The 23,397-nt window shown below is 72.6% G+C and carries 19 protein-coding genes; 11 read left to right on the plus strand and 8 right to left on the minus strand.

Features of this window, described 5'->3' with window-relative positions:
- Positions 1-1,692 (minus strand): ATP-binding protein (locus AC1DQF_RS04975; protein ID WP_477524097.1); only part of this gene is annotated, 1,692 nt, incomplete at its 3' end.
- Between the two features lie 107 nt (positions 1,693-1,799).
- Here AC1DQF_RS04975 and AC1DQF_RS04980 point away from each other — a divergent pair.
- Positions 1,800-3,101: a S8 family peptidase gene (locus AC1DQF_RS04980; protein ID WP_477524098.1), complete on the plus strand. Its 1,302-nt coding sequence runs from the start codon at positions 1,800-1,802 to the stop codon at positions 3,099-3,101.
- Between the two features lie 6 nt (positions 3,102-3,107).
- Here the strand turns inward: AC1DQF_RS04980 and AC1DQF_RS04985 are convergent, their stop codons facing one another.
- Both AC1DQF_RS04985 and AC1DQF_RS04990 read right to left on the minus strand, forming a co-directional pair.
- A complete protein-coding gene (locus tag AC1DQF_RS04985; RefSeq protein WP_477524099.1) occupies positions 3,108-3,578 on the minus strand; it encodes a hypothetical protein in 471 nt (156 codons plus the stop codon).
- Positions 3,575-4,207: an RNA polymerase sigma factor gene (locus tag AC1DQF_RS04990; protein ID WP_477524100.1), complete on the minus strand. Its 633-nt coding sequence runs from the start codon at positions 4,205-4,207 to the stop codon at positions 3,575-3,577. The genes AC1DQF_RS04985 and AC1DQF_RS04990 overlap by 4 nt, the downstream gene beginning before the upstream one ends.
- Positions 4,208-4,598: 391 nt before the next feature.
- On the opposite strand from AC1DQF_RS04990, the gene AC1DQF_RS04995 reads away from it, so the two are divergent.
- The 5 genes from AC1DQF_RS04995 (at position 4,599) to AC1DQF_RS05015 (ending at position 11,793) form a co-directional block, all read left to right on the plus strand.
- Entirely contained in the window at positions 4,599-7,532 is a 2,934-nt protein-coding gene (locus tag AC1DQF_RS04995) for a helix-turn-helix transcriptional regulator (protein WP_477524101.1), read from the plus strand.
- Between the two features lie 61 nt (positions 7,533-7,593).
- Positions 7,594-8,355 carry a sucrase ferredoxin gene (locus tag AC1DQF_RS05000; RefSeq protein WP_477524102.1) on the plus strand — a complete coding sequence of 254 codons (762 nt, stop codon included), beginning with the start codon at positions 7,594-7,596 and terminating at the stop codon, positions 8,353-8,355.
- Between the two features lie 19 nt (positions 8,356-8,374).
- Positions 8,375-9,781, plus strand: a complete 1,407-nt coding sequence (locus tag AC1DQF_RS05005; protein WP_477524103.1) for a cytochrome P450 — start codon at positions 8,375-8,377, stop codon at positions 9,779-9,781.
- A 58-nt stretch (positions 9,782-9,839) separates the two neighbouring features.
- Positions 9,840-11,138 (plus strand): MFS transporter, encoded by a 1,299-nt coding sequence (locus tag AC1DQF_RS05010; RefSeq protein ID WP_477524104.1) that lies wholly within the window; start codon positions 9,840-9,842, stop codon positions 11,136-11,138.
- Between the two features lie 109 nt (positions 11,139-11,247).
- On the plus strand, positions 11,248-11,793 hold the full coding sequence (locus AC1DQF_RS05015; RefSeq protein ID WP_477524105.1) for a hypothetical protein: 546 nt from the start codon (positions 11,248-11,250) through the stop codon (positions 11,791-11,793).
- Here the strand turns inward: AC1DQF_RS05015 and AC1DQF_RS05020 are convergent.
- Both AC1DQF_RS05020 and AC1DQF_RS05025 read right to left on the minus strand, forming a co-directional pair.
- On the minus strand, positions 11,780-12,979 hold the full coding sequence (locus tag AC1DQF_RS05020) for an MFS transporter (protein WP_477524106.1): 1,200 nt from the start codon (positions 12,977-12,979) through the stop codon (positions 11,780-11,782). The two genes, AC1DQF_RS05015 and AC1DQF_RS05020, sit on opposite strands and share 14 nt — an antisense overlap.
- Positions 12,976-13,926 (minus strand): DMT family transporter, encoded by a 951-nt coding sequence (locus AC1DQF_RS05025; RefSeq protein WP_477524107.1) that lies wholly within the window; start codon positions 13,924-13,926, stop codon positions 12,976-12,978. Before AC1DQF_RS05025 ends, AC1DQF_RS05020 begins: the two co-directional genes overlap by 4 nt.
- 55 nt (positions 13,927-13,981) lie before the next feature.
- Here AC1DQF_RS05025 and AC1DQF_RS05030 point away from each other — a divergent pair, with 55 nt between their 5' ends.
- A complete protein-coding gene (locus tag AC1DQF_RS05030) occupies positions 13,982-14,479 on the plus strand; it encodes a MarR family winged helix-turn-helix transcriptional regulator (RefSeq protein WP_477524108.1) in 498 nt (165 codons plus the stop codon).
- Between the two features lie 200 nt (positions 14,480-14,679).
- Here AC1DQF_RS05030 and AC1DQF_RS05035 read toward each other — a convergent pair whose 3' ends face one another.
- Together AC1DQF_RS05035 and AC1DQF_RS05040 are read right to left on the minus strand one after the other, a co-directional pair.
- Positions 14,680-15,525 (minus strand): aldo/keto reductase, encoded by an 846-nt coding sequence (locus AC1DQF_RS05035; RefSeq protein WP_477524109.1) that lies wholly within the window; start codon positions 15,523-15,525, stop codon positions 14,680-14,682.
- Positions 15,526-15,690: 165 nt separating this feature from the next.
- A complete protein-coding gene (locus tag AC1DQF_RS05040; protein ID WP_477524110.1) occupies positions 15,691-17,703 on the minus strand; it encodes a M4 family metallopeptidase in 2,013 nt (670 codons plus the stop codon).
- 143 nt (positions 17,704-17,846) lie between these two features.
- Here AC1DQF_RS05040 and AC1DQF_RS05045 point away from each other — a divergent pair, with 143 nt between their 5' ends.
- Positions 17,847-18,626 (plus strand): GNAT family N-acetyltransferase, encoded by a 780-nt coding sequence (locus tag AC1DQF_RS05045; RefSeq protein WP_477524111.1) that lies wholly within the window; start codon positions 17,847-17,849, stop codon positions 18,624-18,626.
- A 7-nt stretch (positions 18,627-18,633) separates the two neighbouring features.
- Here AC1DQF_RS05045 and AC1DQF_RS05050 read toward each other — a convergent pair whose 3' ends face one another.
- Positions 18,634-19,335, minus strand: coding sequence for an SGNH/GDSL hydrolase family protein (locus tag AC1DQF_RS05050; RefSeq protein ID WP_477524112.1), 702 nt, complete (start codon positions 19,333-19,335; stop codon positions 18,634-18,636).
- Positions 19,336-19,597: 262 nt separating this feature from the next.
- On the opposite strand from AC1DQF_RS05050, the gene dnaK reads away from it, so the two are divergent.
- From dnaK to dnaJ, 3 genes are read left to right on the plus strand one after another with little or no spacing between them, the layout of a single operon-like run.
- Positions 19,598-21,466: a molecular chaperone DnaK gene (gene dnaK / locus AC1DQF_RS05055; RefSeq protein ID WP_477524113.1), complete on the plus strand. Its 1,869-nt coding sequence runs from the start codon at positions 19,598-19,600 to the stop codon at positions 21,464-21,466.
- Complete coding sequence (grpE, locus tag AC1DQF_RS05060; RefSeq protein WP_477524114.1) at positions 21,463-22,143, plus strand: nucleotide exchange factor GrpE; 681 nt, start codon at positions 21,463-21,465, stop codon at positions 22,141-22,143. Before dnaK ends, grpE begins: the two co-directional genes overlap by 4 nt.
- Positions 22,144-22,200: 57 nt before the next feature.
- On the plus strand, positions 22,201-23,397 hold the full coding sequence (gene dnaJ, locus AC1DQF_RS05065) for a molecular chaperone DnaJ (protein WP_477524115.1): 1,197 nt from the start codon (positions 22,201-22,203) through the stop codon (positions 23,395-23,397).

The raw sequence follows: 23,397 nt of genomic DNA on the forward strand, positions 1-23,397 counted from the left end.
GTCGCGCACCACGACCGCGTGCAGGGTGCCGTCGACGTCCACGAGCTGCACCAGCAGCCGGTCGCCGAGGCGTGCGACCAGGTCGGCGTCCGTGACCGAGGTGGCCTGCCCGCCGGCACCCGGCGTGGCCGCCCAGGCCAGCCGGACGGTCCGCTCGTGCCGCGTCCGCTCCCGCAGCAGGGCCTGCACCTCGACCGGGTCGTCCTCCTCGTTGATGCGGTGGGAGAGACCGCGGATCGTGGCCAGCAGGGTGTCGATGGTCGGGTCCTGGGGCGCGGGGACCGGCTCGCTGAGCGAGGCGGCGCGGGCCCGGTCGCTCCACCGCACGAGGGCCCGGGGGCCCTGCGGCAGGGCGTGCCGAACCGCCATGGTCGCGAGGTCGGCGCTGTGGATCGCGGTGAGGGCCCGCAGCTCGGGGCTGCCGAGGCTCGCCCGGTGCTCGGCCAGGGCGTCGAGCCCGCGTCCGACCGCGTCGAGCACCCGCGGCCGACCCTGCACCTCGAGGTCGAGGGCCCGTGCGTGCCAGGCGACGCTCCGGCTCAAGGGGCTGCCCCGGTGCCGTCCCGAGGCCGCTCGTGAGAGGTACGACGACGCGGCCGCCGGGTCGGTCCGGGCGAGCTCGCGGCCGGCCAGCAGGTGGGCAAGGACGGCGTCCTCGGTGCCGTCGTCGGACAGCGAGTCGGCGAGGGCGACGGCCGCCCGGCGCGACCCGCGGCCGAGCTCGATGCGGGCCTGCAGGGCCACCAGGTCGGCCCGGACCGTCCACCACTCCCGGTCCTGGTGGGCGAACATCCGGCGGGCGGCGCGGGCGTCGGCGACGGCCAGGTCGGGCCGGCCCTGGCCGAGCCGCGCAGCGGCCCGCATCACCAGCAGCTCGGCCCGGGCGCGGGGGCGGCTCTGGGCCCAGCTGGGCGCGGACTCGATGACGTCGACCGCCTCATCGGCCAACCCGGCCACGAGCAGCACCCTGGCCCGGTCGAGGGTGAGCTCGAGGTGCGGGTCGCCCAGCTCGGCGTACGCGGAGGCGAGCTCCGTCATGGCGGCCATCGCCGCCGGGACATCACCCCGGAAGAAGCGGATGAGGGCCAGGTTGTGGCGGACGTCGAGCACCTCGAACTGCTGGTCGCCGGGCAGGAACAGGGCCTCTGCATCCCGCAGGTCGCGCGTGGCGTCGGCGAAGTCCCCACGCAGGATCTTCACGAACGCCCTCAGGTTGAGCGCCCGCGCCTCCCACAGCTGGTCCCCCGAGCGGCGGAAGCCGCGCACCGCGTCCTGGAGGTCCACCAACGCCCGGTCGTGGTGCCCGGCCATGGTCAGCACGTTGGCCCGGCGCATCTGGGCCTTGGGTCGGACGGCTCCGCGGGCCCGCGCCCCGGCGACCGCCGCGTCCAGCTCGCGCAGTCCTGCTGCGGTCCGTCCCCGCACCGCGAGCGTGCCACCCAGGGTCGCCCGCACGTCCGCGAGCCGGTCCCCGTCGCCGGTCCGCTCCGCAAGACCCCGCGCGATGCGGAGGTGGGTGAGGGCGAGGTCGACGTCGCCGCGCTCGCGCAGCACGATGCCGAGCGCCTGGTGGGCGTAGGAGAGTGCCGTGGCGTCGGTGTCGTCCGTGATGGCCGCGGTCGCGATCGACCAGGCCTCGTCGGGCTCGGCGATCGCCCGGGCCAGGAGGTCGTCACCGGACTGGGCCAGCACTCGTCCACCCTCCCGACCAGCTCGTCGAATCGCTACTCTCGGACGAGGTCTCGCCGGTCCCGGCGCGCCCGTCATCGGCCATCCAATCCCATGTGGGGGGACACACCGTGGATAGTTCGACAACCGCAGCGAGCGGCGCCGGCTCTGGCGAGGCCGAGGGCAAGCCCGAGCCCCAGGACATCGAGGAGCAGGAGCGCCTGCAGGAGGCCGTCCTGCGCGAGCAGGTCGCCTACCTCATCAAGGCCATGGGCGGCCCCGAGTACGCGGCCGCGGTCTGGTCCGAGGACGGCCGCCAGGTCGAGTACCTGTACCGCCCGGGATTCATCCTGGCTCGCGACGAGCACTGGCGCGACGTGGCTGAGCTCGTCGGTGCCGAGCGCCTCGACGACGAGCGGTCCCAGCGCCAACGGGGACTCACCGTCCTGCGGGTCACCACCGACGACAACACGTCGGTCCCGGACATCCTGACGCGGGTGGATGGCGAGCTCGGCGTCGGCAAGGCCACACCCGACCACATCATGTTCGTCACCGGCCCGGGCCGGTTGTGCCCGGCGGTCGAGCCGGAGGAGCCGGGCGCGGCCGCCGCGCCGTACCCCGGCATCACCAGCGACCTGGGCGCCGGGACCGAGGTGTTCGTCTCCGTGGTGGACACCGGGTGGTGGCCCCCCGCCGCCACGGACCCGGCGACGCCGTGGCTGGCGGGCGTGGACGGGGACCCCGAGACCATCGACGTGGACCACATCCACCCGTACGCCGGGCACGGGACCTTCATCGCCGGCGTCGTCCGCACCCAGGCCCCGGCCGCGCAGATCCGGGTGGAGGGCTTCCTGCCGACGGGGGGCGCCGCGTACGAGTCCGAGATGGTCGTGCAGCTCGGCGAGGCGCTCGAGCTGTCCCCGGACATCATCTCGCTCTCCGCCGGCTGTCCGACCCGCGGCGAGGTGCCGCTGCTGAGCTTCGAGGTGTTCTGGGAGCAGCGGCTGCGCCACCAGAAGGGCACCGTCCTCGTGGCCGCGGCGGGCAACGACGGGCACCGCCGGCCGTTCTGGCCGGCGGCCTTCCCCTGGACGGTGTCCGTCGGCGCCCTCGACGAGGGCGGGCGCCGGGCGCAATACTCCAACTTCGGCAGCTGGGTCGACGTCTATGCCCTCGGCTCCGGGCTGGTGAACGCCTACCCCACGGGGACGTTCTACTGCCACGAGCCCCCGAACGCCGGCGACAAGCGCGAGTTCGCCGGGATCGTCCGGTGGAGCGGCACGTCCTTCTCGACGCCGCTGGTGTCCGGGCTGATCGCGGCCCGGATGAGCCAGCACGGGATCAGTGCGAGGAAGGCCGCCGACCAGCTGCTCGCCGAGGCAGCGGTGGCCGGTCGCCGGGGTGTCGGCCCGATCCTCGAGCCGCTGCGCTGAGCGCCCTCAGGAGGTGACCCAGGGCGTCGTGCCGGAGAGGTCGCCCTCGACGCTGAAGCGGACCGGCCCGGGCAGTGACCCGGGCAGCTCGAACATGCCGTCCTCGTCGGTGTCGGCGCGCAGGCTCTCGCCCGCGGCGTTGGACATCACGACGGTGACGGCGGCCGCCGGCACGACGTGCCCGCGGACGACCCCGTCGTCGAGCTCCACCTCCAGGCTGCCGGAGGTCGTGGTGAAGGACAGTGCGCGTGGCTCGGCGCCGACCACGCCCCGTACGGCGACCGGGGCGTCGAGGGAGTCGTAGGTCAGCGCCATGAGCTCGGCGTCCACCGTGCGCCAGGTGAAGGCGGATCGGGCCGCGTCCCGGTGCCTCGGGTCGACGTCGCGCTGCGACGACATCGCCTCGGCGAGGTCGTCGAGGAGCTGCTGGTCGTCGGCATCGAGGACCGCGGGGTCCTCGGGGGGAAGGTCGTTCATCGGGTGCTCCCGTCCGTGGGGCTGGTCAGGCGCCGGATGGCGCGGGTGCGGCGCAGCTGTTGCAGGGCGCGGGCCCGGGTGGGCCCGATGCTCCCGACGGGGATGCCGGAGCGGCGGCTGATCTCGGCGTACGACAGGGGTGGGTCCTCGGTGAGCAGGAGCAGCAGGTCGCGGCGCTGGGCGGGGAGCTCCAGCAGGGCGTCCACCAGGGCGGTGTGCCGCTCGTCGTCGACCAGCTCCGCGAGCATGTCCGGGGAGTGGTCGGGCCGCTCGAAGGTCGCCGAGGTCTGGGGGTCTGTCGGGACCGTCCGGCCCCGGACGTGCTGGAGGCGGAAGCACTCGTGCCGGGTGACGGTGGCCAGCCACCCGGGCAGGGCCTGCGGCTCGTCGATCCGGTCGAGGTGCTCCACCAGGCGCAACCAGACGGTCTGGTTGACGTCGTCGGCGTCGGCCCCGGTCACGCGGTACCTCCGCATGAGGGACGTCACCAGGGGGAGGAAGCGCTCCACGAGCGAGTCCCACGCGGTCTGGCTTCCCCTGCGGGCCTCCTCGACCAGCGTGGCGATGTCCGCGTCCGTCCCCCCGGGCGGCCACGAGTCATCGCTGCGGACGCGCCGTTCGCTCTCCATGATGACGTCCCTCACGCTTGGTAGGAGTGGTTCCCCCAGTCCCTGATACACCCATCGTGGAGGTACGTCGATCTCTGCGCCATGCGGGGTCCAGTCCCTGAGGTAGGTGCGACCGGGGATCTGAGGTACCCGGCGTCCCCGGGATAGGCCGCGCGCCCGATGTCTCGCCCTACCTCAGCGACGGAGTCTCTTCTCGATGGTCCGGAAACCCGGACCACGGAGAGAGGGAGATCCACATGTTCATCACGGACAGCTTCGTCAACGCCGAGGTCAGCTACCGCGAGGAGAGGGCTCGCAAGGAGTGGGGCACGTTCGGGCGCCGCGCCGCGCGCCGTGCCGCCCGCGCCGAGCGATGAGCGGCGGCACGACAGTGTCGGTGGAGCACGCCACAATGAGCGACGTGCCCACCGCCCGCAGCGCCGACCTCGTCGGCCGTGATGCCGAGCTGGAGGATCTCACCTCCCGGCTCGGCATCCGTGCGCCCGGGGCCACCACGTCGTACGCCGTGCTGCTCTCCGGCGATGCGGGCGTCGGCAAGACCCGGTTGCTGACCGAGCTGCGCGACGTCGCGCTCGGCGAGGGCTGGCTGGTCCTTGCCGGGCACTGCCTCGACCTGGCCGACGGGTCCCTGCCCTACGTCGCCTTCTCCGAGATCCTCGGGCGCATCCTCGCGGAGCGGCCGGAGGTGGCTGCGAGTGTGACCGAGCGTCACCCCACCCTCGCCCGCCTCCAGCCGGGCCGACGGCTGCGCGCCACCGACGATCGTGACGAGGACCAGTCGCTCGATCGCGGCAACATCTTCGCCGCGTTCCACGACCTGCTCGAGAGCCTCGCCGAGGAGGGGCCGCTGCTGGTCGTCGTGGAGGACGCGCACTGGGCCGACCAGTCGACGCGCGACATGTTGAGCTTCCTGTTCTCCCGCCCGTTCGCGGGACCGGTGCGACTCGTCGTGTCCTACCGCTCCGACGACCTGCACCGTCGCCACCCCCTGCGACCGCAGGTGGCGGAGTGGGCCCGCCTGCGGGGGGTCGAGCGGCTGCAGGTCGAGCCACTCACCGACGCCGACGTGCGTCTCCTCGTCTACCTCATCCACAAGGACACGACGATCAGCGAGGCGAGCATCGCCGAGATCGTCGACCGGGCCGAGGGCAACGCGTTCTTCGTCGAGGAGCTCATCGGCGCCACGTGGGCCACCGGGGGACACGTGCCGGCCGAGCTCGCCGACGTGCTGCTGGTGCGCCTCGACCGGCTCGACGACCGCACCCGCGAGGTGGTGCGGGTGGCCAGCGTCGCCGGGCGTCACGTCTCCCACGAGCTGCTCGCGACGGTCACCGGGCTCGGGGCCACCGACCTCGAGGGGGCGTTGCGGAGCGCCGTCGAGTCCAACGTCCTCACCCAGGCCGGGGCCTCGTCCTACGCCTTCCGCCACGCGCTGCTGGGGGAGGCGGTCTACGACGACCTGCTGCCCGGCGAGCGCACCCGCCTGCACACCGCCTTCAGCGAGGCGCTCTCCTCGGGAGAGGCGGCCGGCACCGCGGCCGAGCTGGCCCTGCACGCGCGTCGGGCCGGTGACCGGCTCACCGCGGTGCGCGCCGGCATCGAGGCCGGCAACCAGGCCTTCGCGGTCGGCGGTCCCCACGAGGCGGCGATGCAGTTCCTCGAGGCGCTCGACCTGGTGGAGGGCCTCCCGGAGGTCCCCGACGACGTCGACGTGCACGCCCTCGTGAGCCGGTGCGCCGAGGCCTTCGTCGCCTCGGGACGGGTGGGCAGGGCCATCAAGGTCCTGCGGGCCCATCTCGCGGGGCTCCCGCCGGACGCCCCGGCCGTCGACCGCGGCCAGGTGCTCACCTCCATCGCTGCCGCCCTGCTCCTCACCGACACCACCGAGGATCCCGAGGCCATCGCCGCCGAGGCGGTCGACCTGCTGGTCGACGCCTCGCCGAGGCTGCGCGCCCGGGCACTGAGCGTCCACGCGCAGACGCTCGGCCGGTGGAACGAGGAGCGTGCCCGGTCCGTGGCCATGCAGGGACTGGACCTCGCCCAGCGGCACAACCTCACCGGCATCTCCGTGGAGATCGCCACCACCCTGACCAGCCTGGACGAGACCCTCGACCTCGACCGGCTCCGCACGACCTGGCTCGACACCGCCGATCGTGCCCGGGCCGCCGGGCACGTGGACGCCGAGCTCCGGGCGCTCTACTTCCTGGGGCGGCTCCACCACGACCTCGGCGACTTCGACGGAGCCCGGGAGGCCTACGGCCGAGTCGTCTCCCGCGGGGAGGAGGAGGGCCTGGCCTGGGCACCCTTCCCGGCGGAGTCACGCCAGATGGTCGCCAGCGTGCTGGTCGCCCAGGGTCGGCTCAAGGAGGCCTACGACCGGCTCGACGTCTCGGGTCTCAACCCGCCCGTCGTCTACGAGTGGCTCTACTACGCCCTCCAGATGCAGGTGCAGGTGCTGCGTGGCCACACCAAGCAGGACGCGTTCACGGCTCTGCGCGCCTATTGGCCGACCGACGGGCTCACCGCGATCACCGCAGCGACGGCCGAGCTGACCCGCGCCGAGCAGGAGGGCGACGCCGCGCACGGGGTCGAGGTCTACGACCTCGTCGTCGAGACCGTGCGTCCGATCTGGCACGAGTGGTTCCAGGCGCGGCTGCGTCTCTCGACGGTCGTCGTCGGGATGCTCGCCACCAGCGCCGCCCACCAGTCGGCGGCCGAGCGCGAGGCCGCCGCCCACGTCGTACGCCGGATGCTCGACGACGGCGAGCGGGTCATCGACTTCTACGCCGAGTTCGAGATCAGCCGCGGCCCGGAGTACCACGCGTGGGTCGCGCGCCGCACCGCCGAGGGGCTCCGCTGGCGGTGGCTGAGCCAGCTCGACCCACCCGACGCCGCCGACCTGGCAGCCGCCTGGCGGACTGCCGAGGAGGCTTTCGTCGCCTTCGGCCACGTCCCCGAGCTGGCCCGCACCCGGGCCCGGCTGGCCGAGGTGCTGCGCGCCACCGGCGACCCGGCCGGCGCGCGCGAGTCCGCCGACCTGGCGCGCGAGACGGCCCACCGGCTCGGGCTGCGGCCGCTCCTCGACGAGCTGACCGGCCTCGGCTCGAGCCCGGCGCCCCGCACGGCCACCACCACGACGCTCACCCCGCGGGAGACCGAGATCCTCGCCCTGGTCGCCGAGGGCCGCACCAACGGCGAGATCGGCAAGCAGCTCTTCATCGCCACCAAGACGGTGTCGGTCCACGTCTCCAACATCCTGGCCAAGCTCGACGCGGCCTCCCGCACCGAGGCGGCGGCGATCGCGCGGCGCAGCGGGCTGCTCTGACGGGACCGTCGGCCGGGCGTGGGTGCGGTCGCGACCGGGGGTGCACGGCAGACTGACTCCTGTGAACGACTTCCGCTGCTCCGTCTCCAGCCGGGACGACGGGGAGCCGATCGGCGGCACTGCCCCGACGGACGCCGAGTTCCTGCTCGTCGAGCACGCCGGGTCGTGGGGCCGCAAGGCCGTCGCCGAGAGCCGGCTGCCCGAGCGGGTGCGCACCCACCTCGCAGGCCTCGACGGCGTGCGCGTGCAGCTGGTCCGACGTCACGGCGGCGTCTCCGGGACCGGTGTGCGCGTCTTCCACGCTCGCGCCGCCGACGAGGGATTCGTCGTGCGCACTGCCCTGCTGCCCGACGCCGAGGCGCTGCTCGAGGCGGACCTCGAGCGCGACCTCACGACGTACGACGGTCCGCTCTGGCTGGTCTGCACCAACGGGCGGCGCGACCGCTGCTGCGCCGAGAACGGCCGGCCGGTCGCGGCAGCCCTGGCCGCGCGGTGGCCCGAGGCGACCTGGGAGACCACCCACCTGGGCGGCCACCGGTTCTCCGGCACCCTGCTCGCGCTGCCGTCCGGCCACACCCTCGGGCGCCTCGACCCCATGACTGCGGTGGAGGCGTGCGCTGCCCTCGAGCGGGGAGAGGTGCCGGTGCTGCTCTCCCGCGGCCGGGCCGGCCTCACGCCGCCCGAGCAGGTCCGCGAGCTCCACGTGCTGGCCGGTGGCGACCCGCACGTCGACGTGCTCGAGGTGCCTGGTCCACCGCGTCGCGCGAGCTGCGCCGACCTCGTCGAGAAGCCCACCACGCGCTGGGAGGTCCGGTCGGGCTGACCGGCCTACGATCGAGGGCATGACCCTCGTGAGGGACCTGCCGCAGGAGCTGCCGCACGACCCCGCCACGGCGGCGCTCACCCGCAAGCGCCTGAGCCGGATGCGACTGTCCGGGCGCCCCGGCCCGGAGATCGACCCCGACGTCCTGCCGCCGGGGCCGCGGTGGCCGTCCCTGCTCCAGAGCGTCGCGCTGCTGCGGTTCCGCCACCAGTTCGTGCCGTGGGCCCACCGGACCTACGGCGACGTCTTCACCGTCCGGCTGCTGCCGGGCGGCCGTCCGCTGGTGCTGTTCACCCGCCCCGAGCACGTGCGGGAGATCTTCGCCGCCGACCCGGCCACCTTCCAGGCCGGGAAGGCCAACGCCATCCTCGGGCCGATGATGGGCGAGCACTCGCTGCTCCTCCAGGACGGGGACGCGCACCGACGGGCCCGGACGCTGCTGATGCCGGCCTTCAACGGCCACGCGCTCCGCGAGTACGGCGCGCTGGTCACCGAGGTCGCCCGGGCCGACGTCGCCACCTGGCGCGACGGTGAGGAGCTGCGTGCCCTCGACCGGATGAACCGGCTCACCCTCGAGGTCATCCTGCGCGTGGTGTTCGGGGTTGCCGACGAGGGACGGCTCGCCCTCCTGCGGCCGCGCGTCAAGCGGGTCGTCGACATCAGCCCCGCCGTCCTGTTGGGCTCCTCGGTATCGAGGTTGCGACGGGTCGGGCCGTGGCGGGCCGCCCAGCAGAACGCCGAGGAGCTCGACCAGCTGATCCACGCCGAGATCCGCGAGCGGCGGGCCGCGCCCGGCCTCGCGACCCGCACCGACGTGCTCTCGCGGCTGATCCGGTCCGGCGCCGACGAGGGCGACACGCTCTCCGACGAGGAGCTGCGCGACCAGCTGGTGACCCTGCTCCTGGCCGGGCACGAGACCACCGCGACGGCGCTGGCCTGGGCGCTGCACGAGCTCGGACGCGACGAGGCGCTTCTCGCGCGCACGCTCACGGCGGTCGACGACGGTGACGACGGGTGGCTCGAGGCCGTGCTCAAGGAGTCCATGCGACGGCACCCGGTGATCCCGATGGTGGCGCGCACCCTCATCGCGCCGGCCACCATCGGCGGGCGCGACCTGCCGGCGGGGGTCACCGTGGGCCCGTCGATCCTGCTCGCGCACGCGAGCCCGGACCACTACGAGGCCCCCGACGACTTCCGCCCGGAGCGGTTCGTCGGGAGCAGTCCCGCACCGAACACGTGGATCCCCTTCGGCGGTGGGGTGCGCCGGTGCATCGGCGCCGGCTTCTCCCTCATGGAGGGCGTGGTGGTGCTGCGGGAGGTGCTCACGGCCTACACGGTCGAGGCGCTCACCGAGGACCGCCCCAAGGTCCGCAACATCACCAGCGTGCCCCGCGAGGGCGCCCGGATCCGGGTGACCGCCCGCTGAGTCGGCACGGGGGAATCCGGGTGCGCCGTGCCGTCGCGGCATGGGACGATCGCCCCTTGTGAGCTCCACCCCGTCCCTGCGCGAACGCCTCCGCCGTCTGCGGATGGACGTCACCCCGTTGCGCGAGTCGCGCGACTTCCGGCTGTTGTTCACCGCGGGGACGGTGTTCTACCTCGGCGGCATGGTCTCCTACGTCGCGATCCCGTTCCAGGTCTACGACCTGACGGGCAGCAACTTCCTGGTCGGTGCGGTCGGCCTCGTCGAGCTCCTTCCCCTCATCGTCTTCGGCCTGTACGGCGGCGCGCTCGCCGACCACGTCGACCGGCGCAAGCTGCTCATCGGCAGCGGTCTGGCCCAGCTGGTGCTGATGGCCGTGCTGGCGGCCAACTCCTTCCTCGCCGAGCCGAGCCTGCCGCTGATCTTCGGGGTCGCGGCGCTGCTGGCGGCCACGTCGTCGCTCCAGCGCCCGTCCCGCGAGGCGCTCGAGCCGCGTACCGTGCGGCACGACCAGATCACCGCCGCCAACGCGCTGTCGAGCTTCGGGATGCAGGTCGGCGTGCTGGTGGGCCCCGCGATCGGCGGCGTGCTCATCGCGTGGGTGGGGATCGGCTGGTGCTTCGTGGTCGACGTCGTCGCCCTGGCCGTGGCGTGCGCCCTGTACGCCGCCATGCGGCCCTATCCGCACCGAGGCGAGACGACGCCGCCCAGCCTGCGCGGGATCGCGGAGGGGTGGCGCTACGCGATCGGGCGGCGCGACCTRCTCGGCACCTACCTCGTGGACATCGCCGCCATGCTGCTCGCGATGCCGATCGTGCTCTTCCCGGCCCTGGCCGCCGAGGTGTTCGAGAAGCCCGAGATGCTCGGTCTGCTCTACTCCGCGGAGACCGTCGGCGCCCTCCTCGCGACGGCGTCGAGCGGCTGGACCTCGCACGTCCACCACCACGGCCGGGCCATCGTCATCGCGGCCACGGCGTACGGCGCGTGCATCGCCCTCGCGGGCCTCGCCCCGTCGTTCGGGGTGGCGCTGGTGTGCTTCGCGATGGCGGGTGCCGCCGACATGATCTCGGCGGTCTTCCGCGGGACGGTGTGGAACCAGACGATCCCGGAGCACATGCGCGGGCGGCTGGCCGGGATCGAGATGCTGTCGTACTCGGTCGGGCCGCTGGGCGGCCAGGTGCGCGCGGGCTTCGTGGCCGACGCCTGGTCGGTGCGCGGCTCGATCGTGTCGGGAGGTGTGGCGTGCGTGGGCGGGGTGCTGCTCACGGCGGCCCTGTTGCGGGACTTCTGGTCCTACGACAACCGCACCGACGAGCACGCCGTGGCCGAGCGCGAGCGCCGCGCCGCCGCTGCGACCTGAGTCACCGGGCGACTCAGGTCGGAGCGGGGCGGCTTGGTCCCGCGGGGGCGCGTCGCCCACAATGGCGGGCAGTCGYGCCCGCGACCGTCGTACCAGCGAGAGGAGCACCGTGTCCCGCAGCGAAGACCGTCCGGTCCTCACCGGACTGGTGGCCCTGGTCGCCGTGGCCGCCGTGGTCGGCCTCCTGTTCGGCATGGCCGCCCTGTTGGGCACGAAGGTGCTGGGTCTGGACGGCGGCAGCGTCGACACGTCGACCGACCCCTCGGCCGGCAGCGCGACCACGATGTACCTCCCCGAGCCGGAGCCGACCGAGACCACCGAGCCCTCGACCGGCGTCGAGACCCAGCCCGGCGAGGCGCCCTCCAGCAGCGAGTCCGCCCCGGCCAGGAAGATCTCCCTGTCGGCCGGCCAGCTGAGCGTCAGCCCGATGCAGCAGATCGACCTCACCGGCACCTACCCGCAGGGCGAGGGCGCGATCCTCCAGGTGCAGCGCTTCGAGGGCGGGTCGTGGTCCGACTTCCCGGTGACGGTCTCGGTCAGCAACCAGACCTTCGCCACCTACGTCCAGACCAGCCAGGCGGGCGTCAACAAGTTCCGGGTCAAGGACACCGACTCCGACATGACGTCCAACGAGGTCGAGGTCACGGTCGGCTGACGCCGGCGGCCTGCCGGTCCACCTGGCGGGTCCAGTAGCCCACCCACACGGTGCCGACGGCGGCGAGGGCGCCCATCACCACGCACGCCAACGCCAGCGGCGCGACCGCGACCAGCACGCTGACCAGGACCGGGGCGCCGGAGCCGCCGATGTCGCCGCACAGACGCCAGCCGCCGAGGTACTGCGCGCGGCCCTCGACCGGGGCGGTGTCGGCGCCGAGGGTCATCACGATCCCCGACCCGAGGCCGTTGCCGGCAGCGATGAGCACCATCACCGCGGCCACGCCCGCGGTCGTGGTGGCCAGCGGCAGCAGTAGGCAGGCGACCGCCGTCGACGCCACGACCGGTACGGCGACCACGAAGCGACCACGCTTGTCCATCAGCCAGCCGCCGGGCAGGAAGAAGGCGATGTCGATGCCCGCCGCGACCGCGAAGATGAGCGAGGTGGTGCTGGCGGAGAGGCCGACGTGGTCGGACCACAGCGGCAGCAGCACGACCCGCAGGGACCGGCTGGCGGCGATGATCACGACGGCCACGCCCAGGGTGAGCAGCACCCGCCGGTGGGCGTGCAGCACGGACAGGACGCTCGGGTGCTCGGTGACCTGCTGGCGGGTCTCGGAGCCGAGGTCGGGCATGGCCCGGGCGAGCAGCGCCGAGGTGAGCGACATCAGCGCGGCCAGCCAGAAGACCCACGTGAGACCCCCGAGCGCGATGAGTCCCGCTCCCAGCAGCGGGCCGACCAGCACGCCGATCCGCATGCTGCCGCCGAGCATCGACATGCCCCGCGCCCGGTAGGCGATCGGCACGGCGTCGATCATGAAGCCCTGCCGTGCCATCAGGAACGCCGTCCACGTCATCCCGCTGAACGTGACCGCCAGGCCCAGCGCCAGGACCGAGTCGGTCAGTGCGGCGGCCACCATCGCGACGGCGTCCAGGCAGCCCACCACGGTCAGCACCCGACGCTCGCCGAGCCGGGCGACCAGCGCGCCCGCTGGCAGGGAGGCGATGAGGCTGCCGACGCCCAGCAGCGCGACGACGACGGCGGCGGTGCTCACGTCGGCGCCGAGCTCGCGGGCCCGCAGCGCCAGGACCGGCATCACGGCCCCGTGCCCGACGGCGTTGACGACCGAGGGACCGTACGCCGCCAGGGCGATGTCGCGGAAGCGGAAGTCCCCCGTGGTCGTCACCGCTCCATCGTCGCAGCGACCAGCTCCCGCTCGGTCCGGGGTGCCTGCGGCGGACGGGGTGCCTGCGGCGGACGGGGTGCGACGTGCCTGCGGACGGTCCGCTGGCCCAGCACCACGCCGCCGAGCACCAGGGCCATGCCCAGGGCCTGGACCGGGCCGAAGGCCTCGGCGGCGAACGCCACGCCCAGCGCCGTCCCGACGACGGGGTTGACGAGCCCGATCAGGGAGACGGCCCCGGCCGACATGGCGCGCAGCCCGGTGAACCAGCAGACGTAGGCGATCCCGGAGCCCACCACGGCGATCCACGTGTAGCCGAGGGCGGCCCGGAGGTCGATCGCAGGCGGCGCGCCCTCGACGAGCAGCGCGACCGGCAGCAGCGCGAGGCCGCCGACGACCAGCTGCCAGGACACGAGCGTGATCATGTCGACGGGCGGGGTCCACCGCTTGACCAGGACGAAGCCGAGGGCGCTCACGGCCACCGACCCGAGGGCGCCGGCGAGGCCGAGGGCGGTCACGCCGTCGGGGTTGCGGAGCACCAGCAGGGTGACGCCCACGAGGCCGACGAGGGCTGCTGCGACCCGGATCCCGGCGGGGCGCTCGCCGATCATCGGCCAGGCCAGGGCCATCACGGCCAGCGGCAACGTCGCCTGGATCGTGGCCGCGAGCCCGCCCGGCAGGTGGTAGGCCGCCAGGAAGATCAGCGGGAAGAAGGCCCCGATGTTGAGCAGGCCGAGGACCACGGCCTTCCACCACCAGTCGCCGCGGGGAAGCTGCCGGCGCCAGGCCAGCAGCACCAGACCGACCGGGAGGGCCCGCACCAGCGCCGCGAAGAGCGGACGGTCGGGCGGAAGGAACTTCTCGGTGATGATGTACGTCGAGCCCCACGCGGCCGGGGCGACGGACGTCAGCAGGACCATGCCGAACCGGTGCCCGAGAATCTTGTCCACGAGAATATTTTCCACGGAAGAGACCTTATCTTCCGTGGAAGGTAACATCCACCGCGTGACTGATGACCTCGATCACGTCGGACGGCTGCAGGCCCAGTGGACTCGCGAGCGGCCGGACCTCGACACGTCCGCGATGGGCATCGTCGGTCGCCTCCACCGCCTCGCCGACGTGCTCCACGAGGAGCTGCGACCCGTGTTCGCGGCGGCGGGTCTCTCCGACGGCGACTTCGACGTGCTGGCCGCCCTGCGCCGGGCCGGCGAGCCCTTCGAGCTCACCCCGGGTGAGCTGTCGGCGACCACGATGGTCACCTCTGGGGCCGTCACCAAGCGGGTGGACCGGCTCGTCGCGGCCGGGTGGGTCACCCGCTCGGTGGGCGAGCACGACGCCCGCGTACGCCGCATCGCCCTCACCCCCTCCGGGCGGGCGCTCGTGGACCGGGTGGCGGAGCAGCACTTCGCCAACGAGGAGCGGCTGCTCGCGACTTTCTCCGACCTCGAGCGGACCCGGCTCACACACCTGCTCACGCAGTGGGCGAGGGCGCTCGGCGCCTGATCGGCGTACCCCGGCCGGGCGCACCACTCCGGGACCGGTGAGCCAGCCACCTTCTCGCCGCTCAGGAGGTGGCTGGCTGACCGCCACCTCGGCGCGTCATCCCCGACACGCGCGAGAGCGGTGGCTCAGCCACCTTCCAACGTCGAGGAATGTGGCTGGCTCACCGCTCCCGGGGCGCGAGAAAGCGACAGGCGCAGGCGTCAGCCGGGGATGTAGTCGAACGTGTCCGGGTTCGGGCCCATCCGCCCGGCCTCGCCCTGGTCGAGCTCGTCGAGCGCGCCGACCTGCTCGGCGGTCAGCTCGAAGTCGAAGATCGCGAAGTTCTCGCGCATCCGCTCGGCCTTCATCGACTTGGGGAAGATGATGTCGCCGCGCTGCACGTGCCAGCGCAGGGCGACCTGGGCCGGCGTACGGCCGACGAGCGAGGCGATCTCGCCGATGGTGTCGTCGTCGTTGACCTTGCCCTGCGCGATCGGCGACCACGCCTCGGTCAGCACGCCGTGGCGTGCGTTGGCCGCGCGCACGTCCTCGTTGGCGAAGAACGGGTGCACCTCGACCTGGTTGACGACCGGGACGACGCCGGTCTCGGCGACGATGCGGTCGAGGTGGGCGGGCTGGAAGTTGGAGACGCCGATGGAGCGCGTCTTCCCCGCCTCCTGGGCCTCGATCAGCGCCTTCCACGTCGAGACGAAGTCGCCGTCGTACTGCGTGGGCAGCGGCCAGTGGATGAGGAACAGGTCGGTCTGCTCGAGGCCGAGGCGCTCGAGGGACTCATCGATCGCCCGGCGGGCGTCGTCGGGACGGTGGAAGCCGTTGTTGAGCTTGGTGGTGATGTACAGGTCGTCGCGGGCGAGGTCGGACTCCTTGATCGCGGTGCCGACACCTGCCTCGTTCTCGTACATCTGCGCGGTGTCGATGTGGCGGTAGCCGGCCTCGAAGGCCTGGGTCACCGTGGCCGCGGTCTCCTCCGGCGGGACCTGGAAGACGCCGAAGCCGAGCTGGGGGATGGACGTGCCGTCGTGGAGCTTGATCTGGGGAACAGTCATACGAGGTCCTACACGGATCGGCCGATCGATATTCCGATCGACCACCCCGGCAGGGGGCCCGTCCCTCGTAGACACGCGGACAAAGGGCGCGTGACGCACCACTGCCCCGGCGTGGGCCGGGGCAGTGGCGGGAGTGGTGTCCGCGTGTCTACGACACGTCCGCCGTCAGCTGACGGAGACCGCCGTGTCGTCGAGGACGAAGCTCGTCTGCAGCGACGAGTCCTCGTTCATGAGGAACTTCACGGTCACCGACTTGCCCTTGTAGGCGAGCAGGCTGTGCGAGAACTGCGTGTACGTCGCGCTGGTGCCGACGTTGCTGAAGGTGCGCAGCGTCGTGGTCACGCCTCCGACGACGACCTGGACCTTGAACGTGTCGTACGCGGTGGTGCCGGTCTCGGCCGTGTCCGTGCGGATCCAGTAGGACAGGTCGGCCGCGGTGGCGGTCGCGGGGACCGTCACCGCCTGGGTGAGGGTCTCTGTCGACGTGGTGGCATTGCCGCCGAACCACGCCTTGTAGGAGCCGGTGCGGGCCGGGCGGCCCGTGTTGGTGGTGATGATGCCGGTGTTGCCGGCCCACGAGGCGGCACCGGACTCGAAGCCCGGGTTGGCCAGCAGGTTGCCGCCGGTGGGCGGGGGCGTGGTGGTGCCGCAGGTCGGGTCGGCGGTCTGGGCGGGCACGTTGACCGCGTCCCAGGCCGCCTTGACGGCGTTGAACTGGGCGCAGGTGCTGTCGAGGTTCTTGGCCGCGGTCAGCGTCCAGGTGCGGTACTTGAGGTAGGACGACGAGGTCGTCTTCATCAGCATCGCGTTGTACATGATCTTGCCGGCGTTCTGGATGCCGACGCCGGTGACCGACGTGCCGTCGCACTTGGAGACCCCGCCCTGCGAGAGCAGGTAGAAGAAGTGGTTGCCGGGGCCGGCAGCCGCGTGGACCTCCGTGCTCGGGGTCGAGCTGGTGTAGCAGACCGGGTCGCCCACGGCGGCCGGGTCGGCCATGTTGCGGATCGGGCCCTGGCCGACGAGGTTGATCTCCTCGCCCACGGTCCAGTCGGGGCCGTCGTACGACGCGGACTGGTTGTCGTAGTACTCGGTGAGCACGCCGAAGACGTCACCCACGAACTCCTGGGTGCCGGCCTGGGAGATGCCGCCGGGGGTCTTGTCGTCGACGCCGTGCCCGAACTCGTGGGCGATCACGTCGAGCGAGCCGATCCACTGGTTGCTCTGGTTGTGGCCGACCTGGACCTGGGTGCCGTCGTAGTAGGCGTTGATGTCGTTGAGCCCCACCCGGATGGGGACCCAGCCGCCGGAGCCGTTCATGCCGTTGCGGCCGAGCCACGACGACATCATCCCCTTCATCTGCTGGGCGCCGTAGAAGGCGTCGACGCAGCCGGTCTCCCGGTTGGTGGCGTTGCCGTTGCCCCACGCGTCGTCGGTGCCGCTGAACGTCACGTTGGTCGCAGCGTCCTGGCACTTGAGCGTGGTCGCGGTGGGGTCGGTCATGGTGAAGCTGCTGCCCGAGCCGCTGGTCGCGATCGAGAGCGGGTTGGGGCCGGAGTACGCCGCGGTCCCCGCGCCGTGGGCGATCTGCTCGCGGCTCTCGAGGACCGAGCCGTCCTTGGCGTCGACGTAGACGTACTGCCACGAGGGCTCGCCGGCGTCGGTGGTCCCGCGCACCTGGGTCTCCCAGGCGAGGGCGGTGCTGTCGCGCTGCCAGACCACGAGGCGGGGCTCGCTGATGTCCGCGACCTGGGCGACGYGGCCGCTGGCGACCTCGACGGCGCGGTCCTTGCCGACCGTGGGGGTGGTGCCGGCCAGGTCGACCGGCCGGTCCTGGGCGACCGACGTCGAGAGCACGGCGCCCGAGGCGTCCGTGAGCACGACGAAGTCGCCGCCGACGACCGGCAGGCCCTCGTGGGTGCGCTCGTAGGCGACCGCGAGGGTGTCGTTGCCGCCGGCCAGCGTGCCGGTGCGGACGAACGCGTCGCCGCGCGCCTCCTTGACCTTGCCCGGGTGCTTGTCGATCCACGACCGCGAGGCGTCCTGGGCGAGCTGGGTGCTGTCGCTCCGGGGGGCCGCGGCCTTCTGGGGGGCCGCTGAGCTGGCGGTCGTGATGGGTGCGGACGTCAGGACGGCGGCGATGGCCATCGTCCCGAGACCCGCGACAAGAGTTCGCTTCACGCGTTCGAACCTTTCGGAGGGCGGCCATGTCCGGCCGCTGGAGGCCCGCGGGGGTGGCGGGTACRTGCACAGAGTTGCGATCCGCGACCCCCGCGGCAATGAGTTGCGTGCTGCAGGTCTGTGCAATGCGTGAAGATGTAGCAATGGTGAGCGCGAACGACCTCCTCGAGGCCTATGACGAGCAGCTGCGACGCGAGGGCGAGGTGGGTCGCGCCGACGACGTCGTCGAGCTGGGACCGCTGATGCTGGCGACCTTCGAGCACGGCGGGTTCGTGACCTACCGGACCCTGGTGGGCCACGACGTCGACACCCTCGTCTCGGGGGCGATCGTGCACTTCCGCGACCGCACCGACGTGGAGTCCTTCGAGTGGAAGACCCGCGGCCACGACTGGCCGGCGGACCTGGGGGACCGGCTGGTCGCCCACGGGCTGGTCGCCGAGCCGGCCGAGACGGTGATGATCGGCGAGGCGTCGGCGCTCGCCGTACCGGTCGACGTGCCCGGCGTGACGGTGCGCCGCGTCGGCGACACCGGCGACGTGCGCCGCGACGTCCAGGCGATGCTCGCCCTGCAGGGGGCGGTCTTCGGCACCGGGCGCGGGCCGTCGCTGGAGTCCTCGCTGGCCGCGCTGGAGGCGGGGGACTCGGAGATGTGGCTGGCCGAGGTCGACGGCGCCGTCGTCTGCGCGGGGCGGCTCCAGGTCGTCCCGGGCACCGAGTTCGCCGGCATCTGGGGCGGTGCGACCGCTCCCGAGCACCGCGGCCGGGGGATCTACCGGGCGCTCGTCGCGGCCCGCGCCGGGTCGGCGATCGAGCGCGGCGTGCGGTACATCCACTCCGACTGTACCGAGATGTCGCGGCCGATCCTGCAGCGCTCCGGGTTGCTGCCGGTGACCACGACCACGCCGTACGTCTGGACCCGCTGAGGACGCGTCAGCGCACGAGCCCGAGCGCGGCCAGCCGGGCGGCGACCGCGTCGCCGAACTGCACGTGGCCCTCGGGCGTCAGGTGCAGCCGGTCCGACAGGTAGGGCAGCCGCAGGTCGCTCGTCGCGATGTACGGCACCCCGCTGGCCGCCGCGAGCCGGGCCAGCAGCCGGTCGACCCGGGGGACGGCGGCGGCGCGCGAGGGGGCCGCGGCGGGCCCCACGACGACGACCCTGCGTCCCTCGAGGGTCTGCATGAGCCGTACGAAGCCGAGGGTGATCGCGGTGCTTGAGCGGTCGTAGTCGTTGAGGCCGCCCTCCACGACGACCAGGCCGTGCGGCGCGACATCGGCGGCGCGGGTGCCGAACGACTCGTCGCCGCACGGGCTGGCGGTGCGGCTGAAGCCCGAGCCGGAGAAGCCCTGGACGGTGACCCGGCCGGGCAGGCGGGAGGGCCACGACCCGGCGAGGTGGTCGAGTCCCAGGCCCACCGACCACGAGTCGCCGACCACGGTGACGCGTGCGCCGGAGCCGCTCACGAGCGCGGCCCGCTGGGCGGACTGGACGGTGTGCCGCGCGCAGTACGACGTGCCGGCCCCGGCGCGCTCGACGAGCTGGACGGTGACCACCGTGGCCGCCAGGAGGAGCAGCAGCAGCGCCGGCACCGTGGAGCGCAGGTGGCGGCGGCGCAGGTCGAGCCGGGTGGTCACGGGTCCATGGTCCGGTCTGGACCATCTCCCGCGCAGGAGATTGCACCGAATTGACGCCAACTGGTGACGAGAGCGTGATCGGGGAACAAGGGCGGATGGGCGTGCGTTGTCACCCATGAACGAACTTGAGTTGATCCGACTCAACTTGTTTGTCAGACTCTCGGCAGGTCGGCATCATGACCTCACCGAGACACATCAAGCTCACCCCACAGCTCATTCAACAGCTCACCCAACAGAGCTCACACAGCGGAGGTAACACCCCATGGCACGTGCCGTCGGCATCGACCTTGGTACGACCAACAGCGTGGTCGCCGTACTCGAAGGTGGCGAGCCCACCGTCATCGCCAACGCAGAGGGCGCCCGCACCACCCCGTCGGTGGTCGCGTTCGCCAAGTCCGGTGAGGTCCTGGTCGGCGAGGTCGCCAAGCGCCAGGCCGTCACCAACGTCGATCGCACCATCCGGTCCGTCAAGCGCCACATGGGCGAGGACTGGAAGGTCGACATCGACGACAAGGCCTTCACTCCCCAGCAGATCAGCGCGTTCGTGCTGCAGAAGCTCAAGCGCGACGCCGAGGCCTACCTCGGCGAGCCGGTGACCGACGCCGTCATCACCGTGCCGGCGTACTTCTCCGACGCGCAGCGCCAGGCCACCAAGGAGGCCGGCGAGATCGCGGGCCTCAACGTGAGCCGCATCGTCAACGAGCCGACCGCCGCCGCGCTGGCCTACGGCCTCGACAAGGGCGACGACCAGACGATCCTCGTCTTCGACCTCGGTGGCGGCACGTTCGACGTGTCCCTGCTCGAGATCGGTGAGGGCGTCGTCGAGGTCAAGGCGACCTCCGGTGACAACCACCTCGGTGGTGACGACTGGGACAACGCCATCGTCGGCTGGATGGTCACCAAGTTCAAGAACGCGAACGGCGTCGACCTCGCGGCCGACAAGATCGCCAAGCAGCGCCTCCAGGAGGCGGCCGAGAAGGCGAAGATCGAGCTGTCGTCCAGCTCCGAGACCACGATCCACCTGCCGTACATCACCCACGGCGAGGGCGGCCCCCTCCACTTCGAGGAGAAGCTCACCCGCTCCGAGTTCCAGAAGATGACGGCCGACCTGCTGGCCCGCACCAAGGCGCCGTTCCAGAGCGTGCTCAAGGACGGCGGCGTCGAGGTCGCCAAGATCGACCACGTCGTCCTGGTCGGTGGCTCCACCCGGATGCCCGCCGTCAGCGACCTGGTCACCGAGCTCCTCGGCGGCAAGCAGCCCAACAAGGGCGTCAACCCCGACGAGGTCGTCGCCATCGGCGCAGCCCTGCAGGCCGGTGTCCTCAAGGGCGAGGTCAAGGACGTGCTCCTCCTCGACGTCACCCCGCTGTCGCTGGGCATCGAGACCAAGGGCGGCGTGATGACCTCCCTGATCGAGCGCAACACCACGATCCCGACCAAGCGCAGCGAGATCTTCACGACGGCCGACGACAACCAGCCGTCCGTCGAGATCAAGGTCGCCCAGGGCGAGCGCCCGATGTGGGGCGAGAACCAGCCCCTCGGCAACTTCGAGCTCACCGGCCTGCCGCCGGCTCCTCGTGGCATCCCGAAGATCGAGGTCACCTTCGACATCGACGCCAACGGCATCGTGCACGTCTCCGCCAAGGACCAGGCGTCCGGTCGCGAGCAGTCGATGACGATCTCCGGCGGCTCCGCGCTGTCCAAGGACGAGGTCGCCCGGATGGTCAAGGAGGCCGAGCAGTACGCCGAGGAGGACGCCAAGCGTCGCGAGGCCATCGAGGTCCGCAACCAGGCCGACTCGCTCGTCTACACGACCGAGAAGTTCCTCGCCGACAACGACGACAAGCTCCCCGAGGACGTCAAGACCGAGGTCAAGGCCGACGTCGACGCCCTCAAGGAGACCCTGGCCAAGGAGGACGCCACCCCCGAGGAGCTGACCGCCGGGGTCTCCAAGCTCGGTGAGTCCAGCCAGAAGATGGGTGCCGCGATGTACGCCGCCGCCGACGCCGACCAGGCGGCTGCGGGGGGCACCTCCGAGGCGACCGGCGAGTCCGACGACGACGTCGTCGACGCCGAGATCGTCGACGAGCCCACCGAGGGCACCGACGGCACCGACGGTGAGACCAAGTGACCTCTTCCCACGACTCCTTCGGGGACGCGGCGGGCGAGATGGCCAACGAGACCGAGGTCGAGGTGACGCCCCAGGGCGACACCTCGGCCTCGGCCGGCGCCTCCGGCCCGGCCCCGTCGGGGCCGGACACCAGCGGCGTCGACAACTGGGTCGAGGAGGGTGGCCCCCTCGAGCCCTCGGACATCGACGACGCCGCTGACGACGCCACCGGCGCGCCGGCCGCCGAGGCCGATCCGCTCACCCTGGCCGAGATGGCGCTCGCCGAGCGGACCCTGGACCTCCAGCGGCTGCAGGCCGAGTTCCTCAACTACAAGCGCCGCGTCGACAGGGACCGTGACCTGATCGCGGAGAACGCGACGTACAAGGTGCTGAGCCCGATCATCGAGGTGCTCGACACCATCGACCGGGCGCGCGAGCACGGCGAGCTGGACGGCGGCTTCAAGTCGGTGGCCGACCAGCTCGAGCGGATCGTGTCGGGGCTGGGGCTGACCAAGTTCGGGCAGCCGGGCGACGCCTTCGACCCCACGGTCCACGAGGCGCTGAGCCACATCGGCGAGGATCCGGACGTCGAGGTGACCACCGCCAAGGTGGTGGCCACGTCGGGCTACAAGATCGGTGACCGGGTCGTCCGGGCCGCGCAGGTCCTCGTGGTCGACCCGGCCGCACCGACCGCGTGACCCACGCCCGACGGCACCACCCGACGCACCACCCGAGCCACGAGAGGAGGGGACGGCATGGCTGACAACGACGGCTTCCGCAACGACTGGGCGACGAAGGACTTCTACGCCGTGCTGGGCGTGTCCAAGGACGCGTCCGCCGACGACGTGAAGAAGGCCTATCGCAAGCTGGCCCGGGCCAACCACCCCGACTCCAACCCCGGCGACACCGTCAAGCACGACCGCTTCAAGGCGGTCGCCGAGGCGTACGACGTGGTCGGCGACGCCGACAAGCGCACCAAGTACGACGAGTTCCGCCGGCTCCAGTCCAGCGGCGGGTTCGGCGGCTTCGGGGGTGGCGCCGGCGGCCAGCCCGGTGGTGGCTTCGGCGGCGGGTTCGACATCAACGACCTGCTGCGGGACCGCGCCGGCGGGGCCGCCGGGTCCGGGGGCCTCGGCGACATGTTCGGCGACATCTTCGGGGGCGGGTCCACCCGGGCCCGTCAGCCGCGGCCCCGCCGCGGCACCGACGTCGAGACCTCCGCCACGATCGGCTTCGTCGACGCCCTCGAGGGCGTCACGATCTCGCTGCGCCTCACCTCCGACGCGGCCTGCGCGACCTGCCAGGGCACCGGCGGCAAGCCCGGCACCCGGCCGCACATCTGTCCCGAGTGCGAGGGTGCCGGTTTCGTGGTGGCCAGTGCGGGCGGCGGGTTCTCGATGAACGAGACCTGCCCGGCCTGCGGCGGTCGCCAGCTCGTGTACGACGAGGCCTGCCCGACCTGCCACGGCTCGGGCCACGGCACCTCGGCCCGCACCATCGCGGCGCGCATCCCCGCGGGCGTCAAGGACGGCCAGCGGATCCGCCTCAAGGGCAAGGGCACTCCGGGCGAGAGCGGCGGACCGCCCGGCGACCTCTTCGTCGCGGTGAAGGTGTCCCCGCACCGCGTCTTCGGACGCAAGGGCGACAACCTCACCATCGAGGTGCCGGTCTCCTTCGACGAGGCGGCCCTGGGTGCCGAGGTCAAGGTCCCCACCCTGGGCGGCGCCCCGGTGACCCTCAAGCTGCCGGCCGGCACGCCCAACGGGCGCACGTTCCGGGTGCGCGGCAAGGGCGCGACCCGGTCGGACGGGACGAAGGGCGACCTGCTCGCCACCGTCGAGGTGCACGTCCCCGCCACCTTGGACACCGAGGCGCGGGAGGCGCTCGAGGCCTACCGCTCGGCGACGGCCGGCACCACGCCACTGCGCACCAACCTGTTCGAGGCGAGCTGA

The organism is Nocardioides sp. P4_G4 (assembly GCF_056401085.1).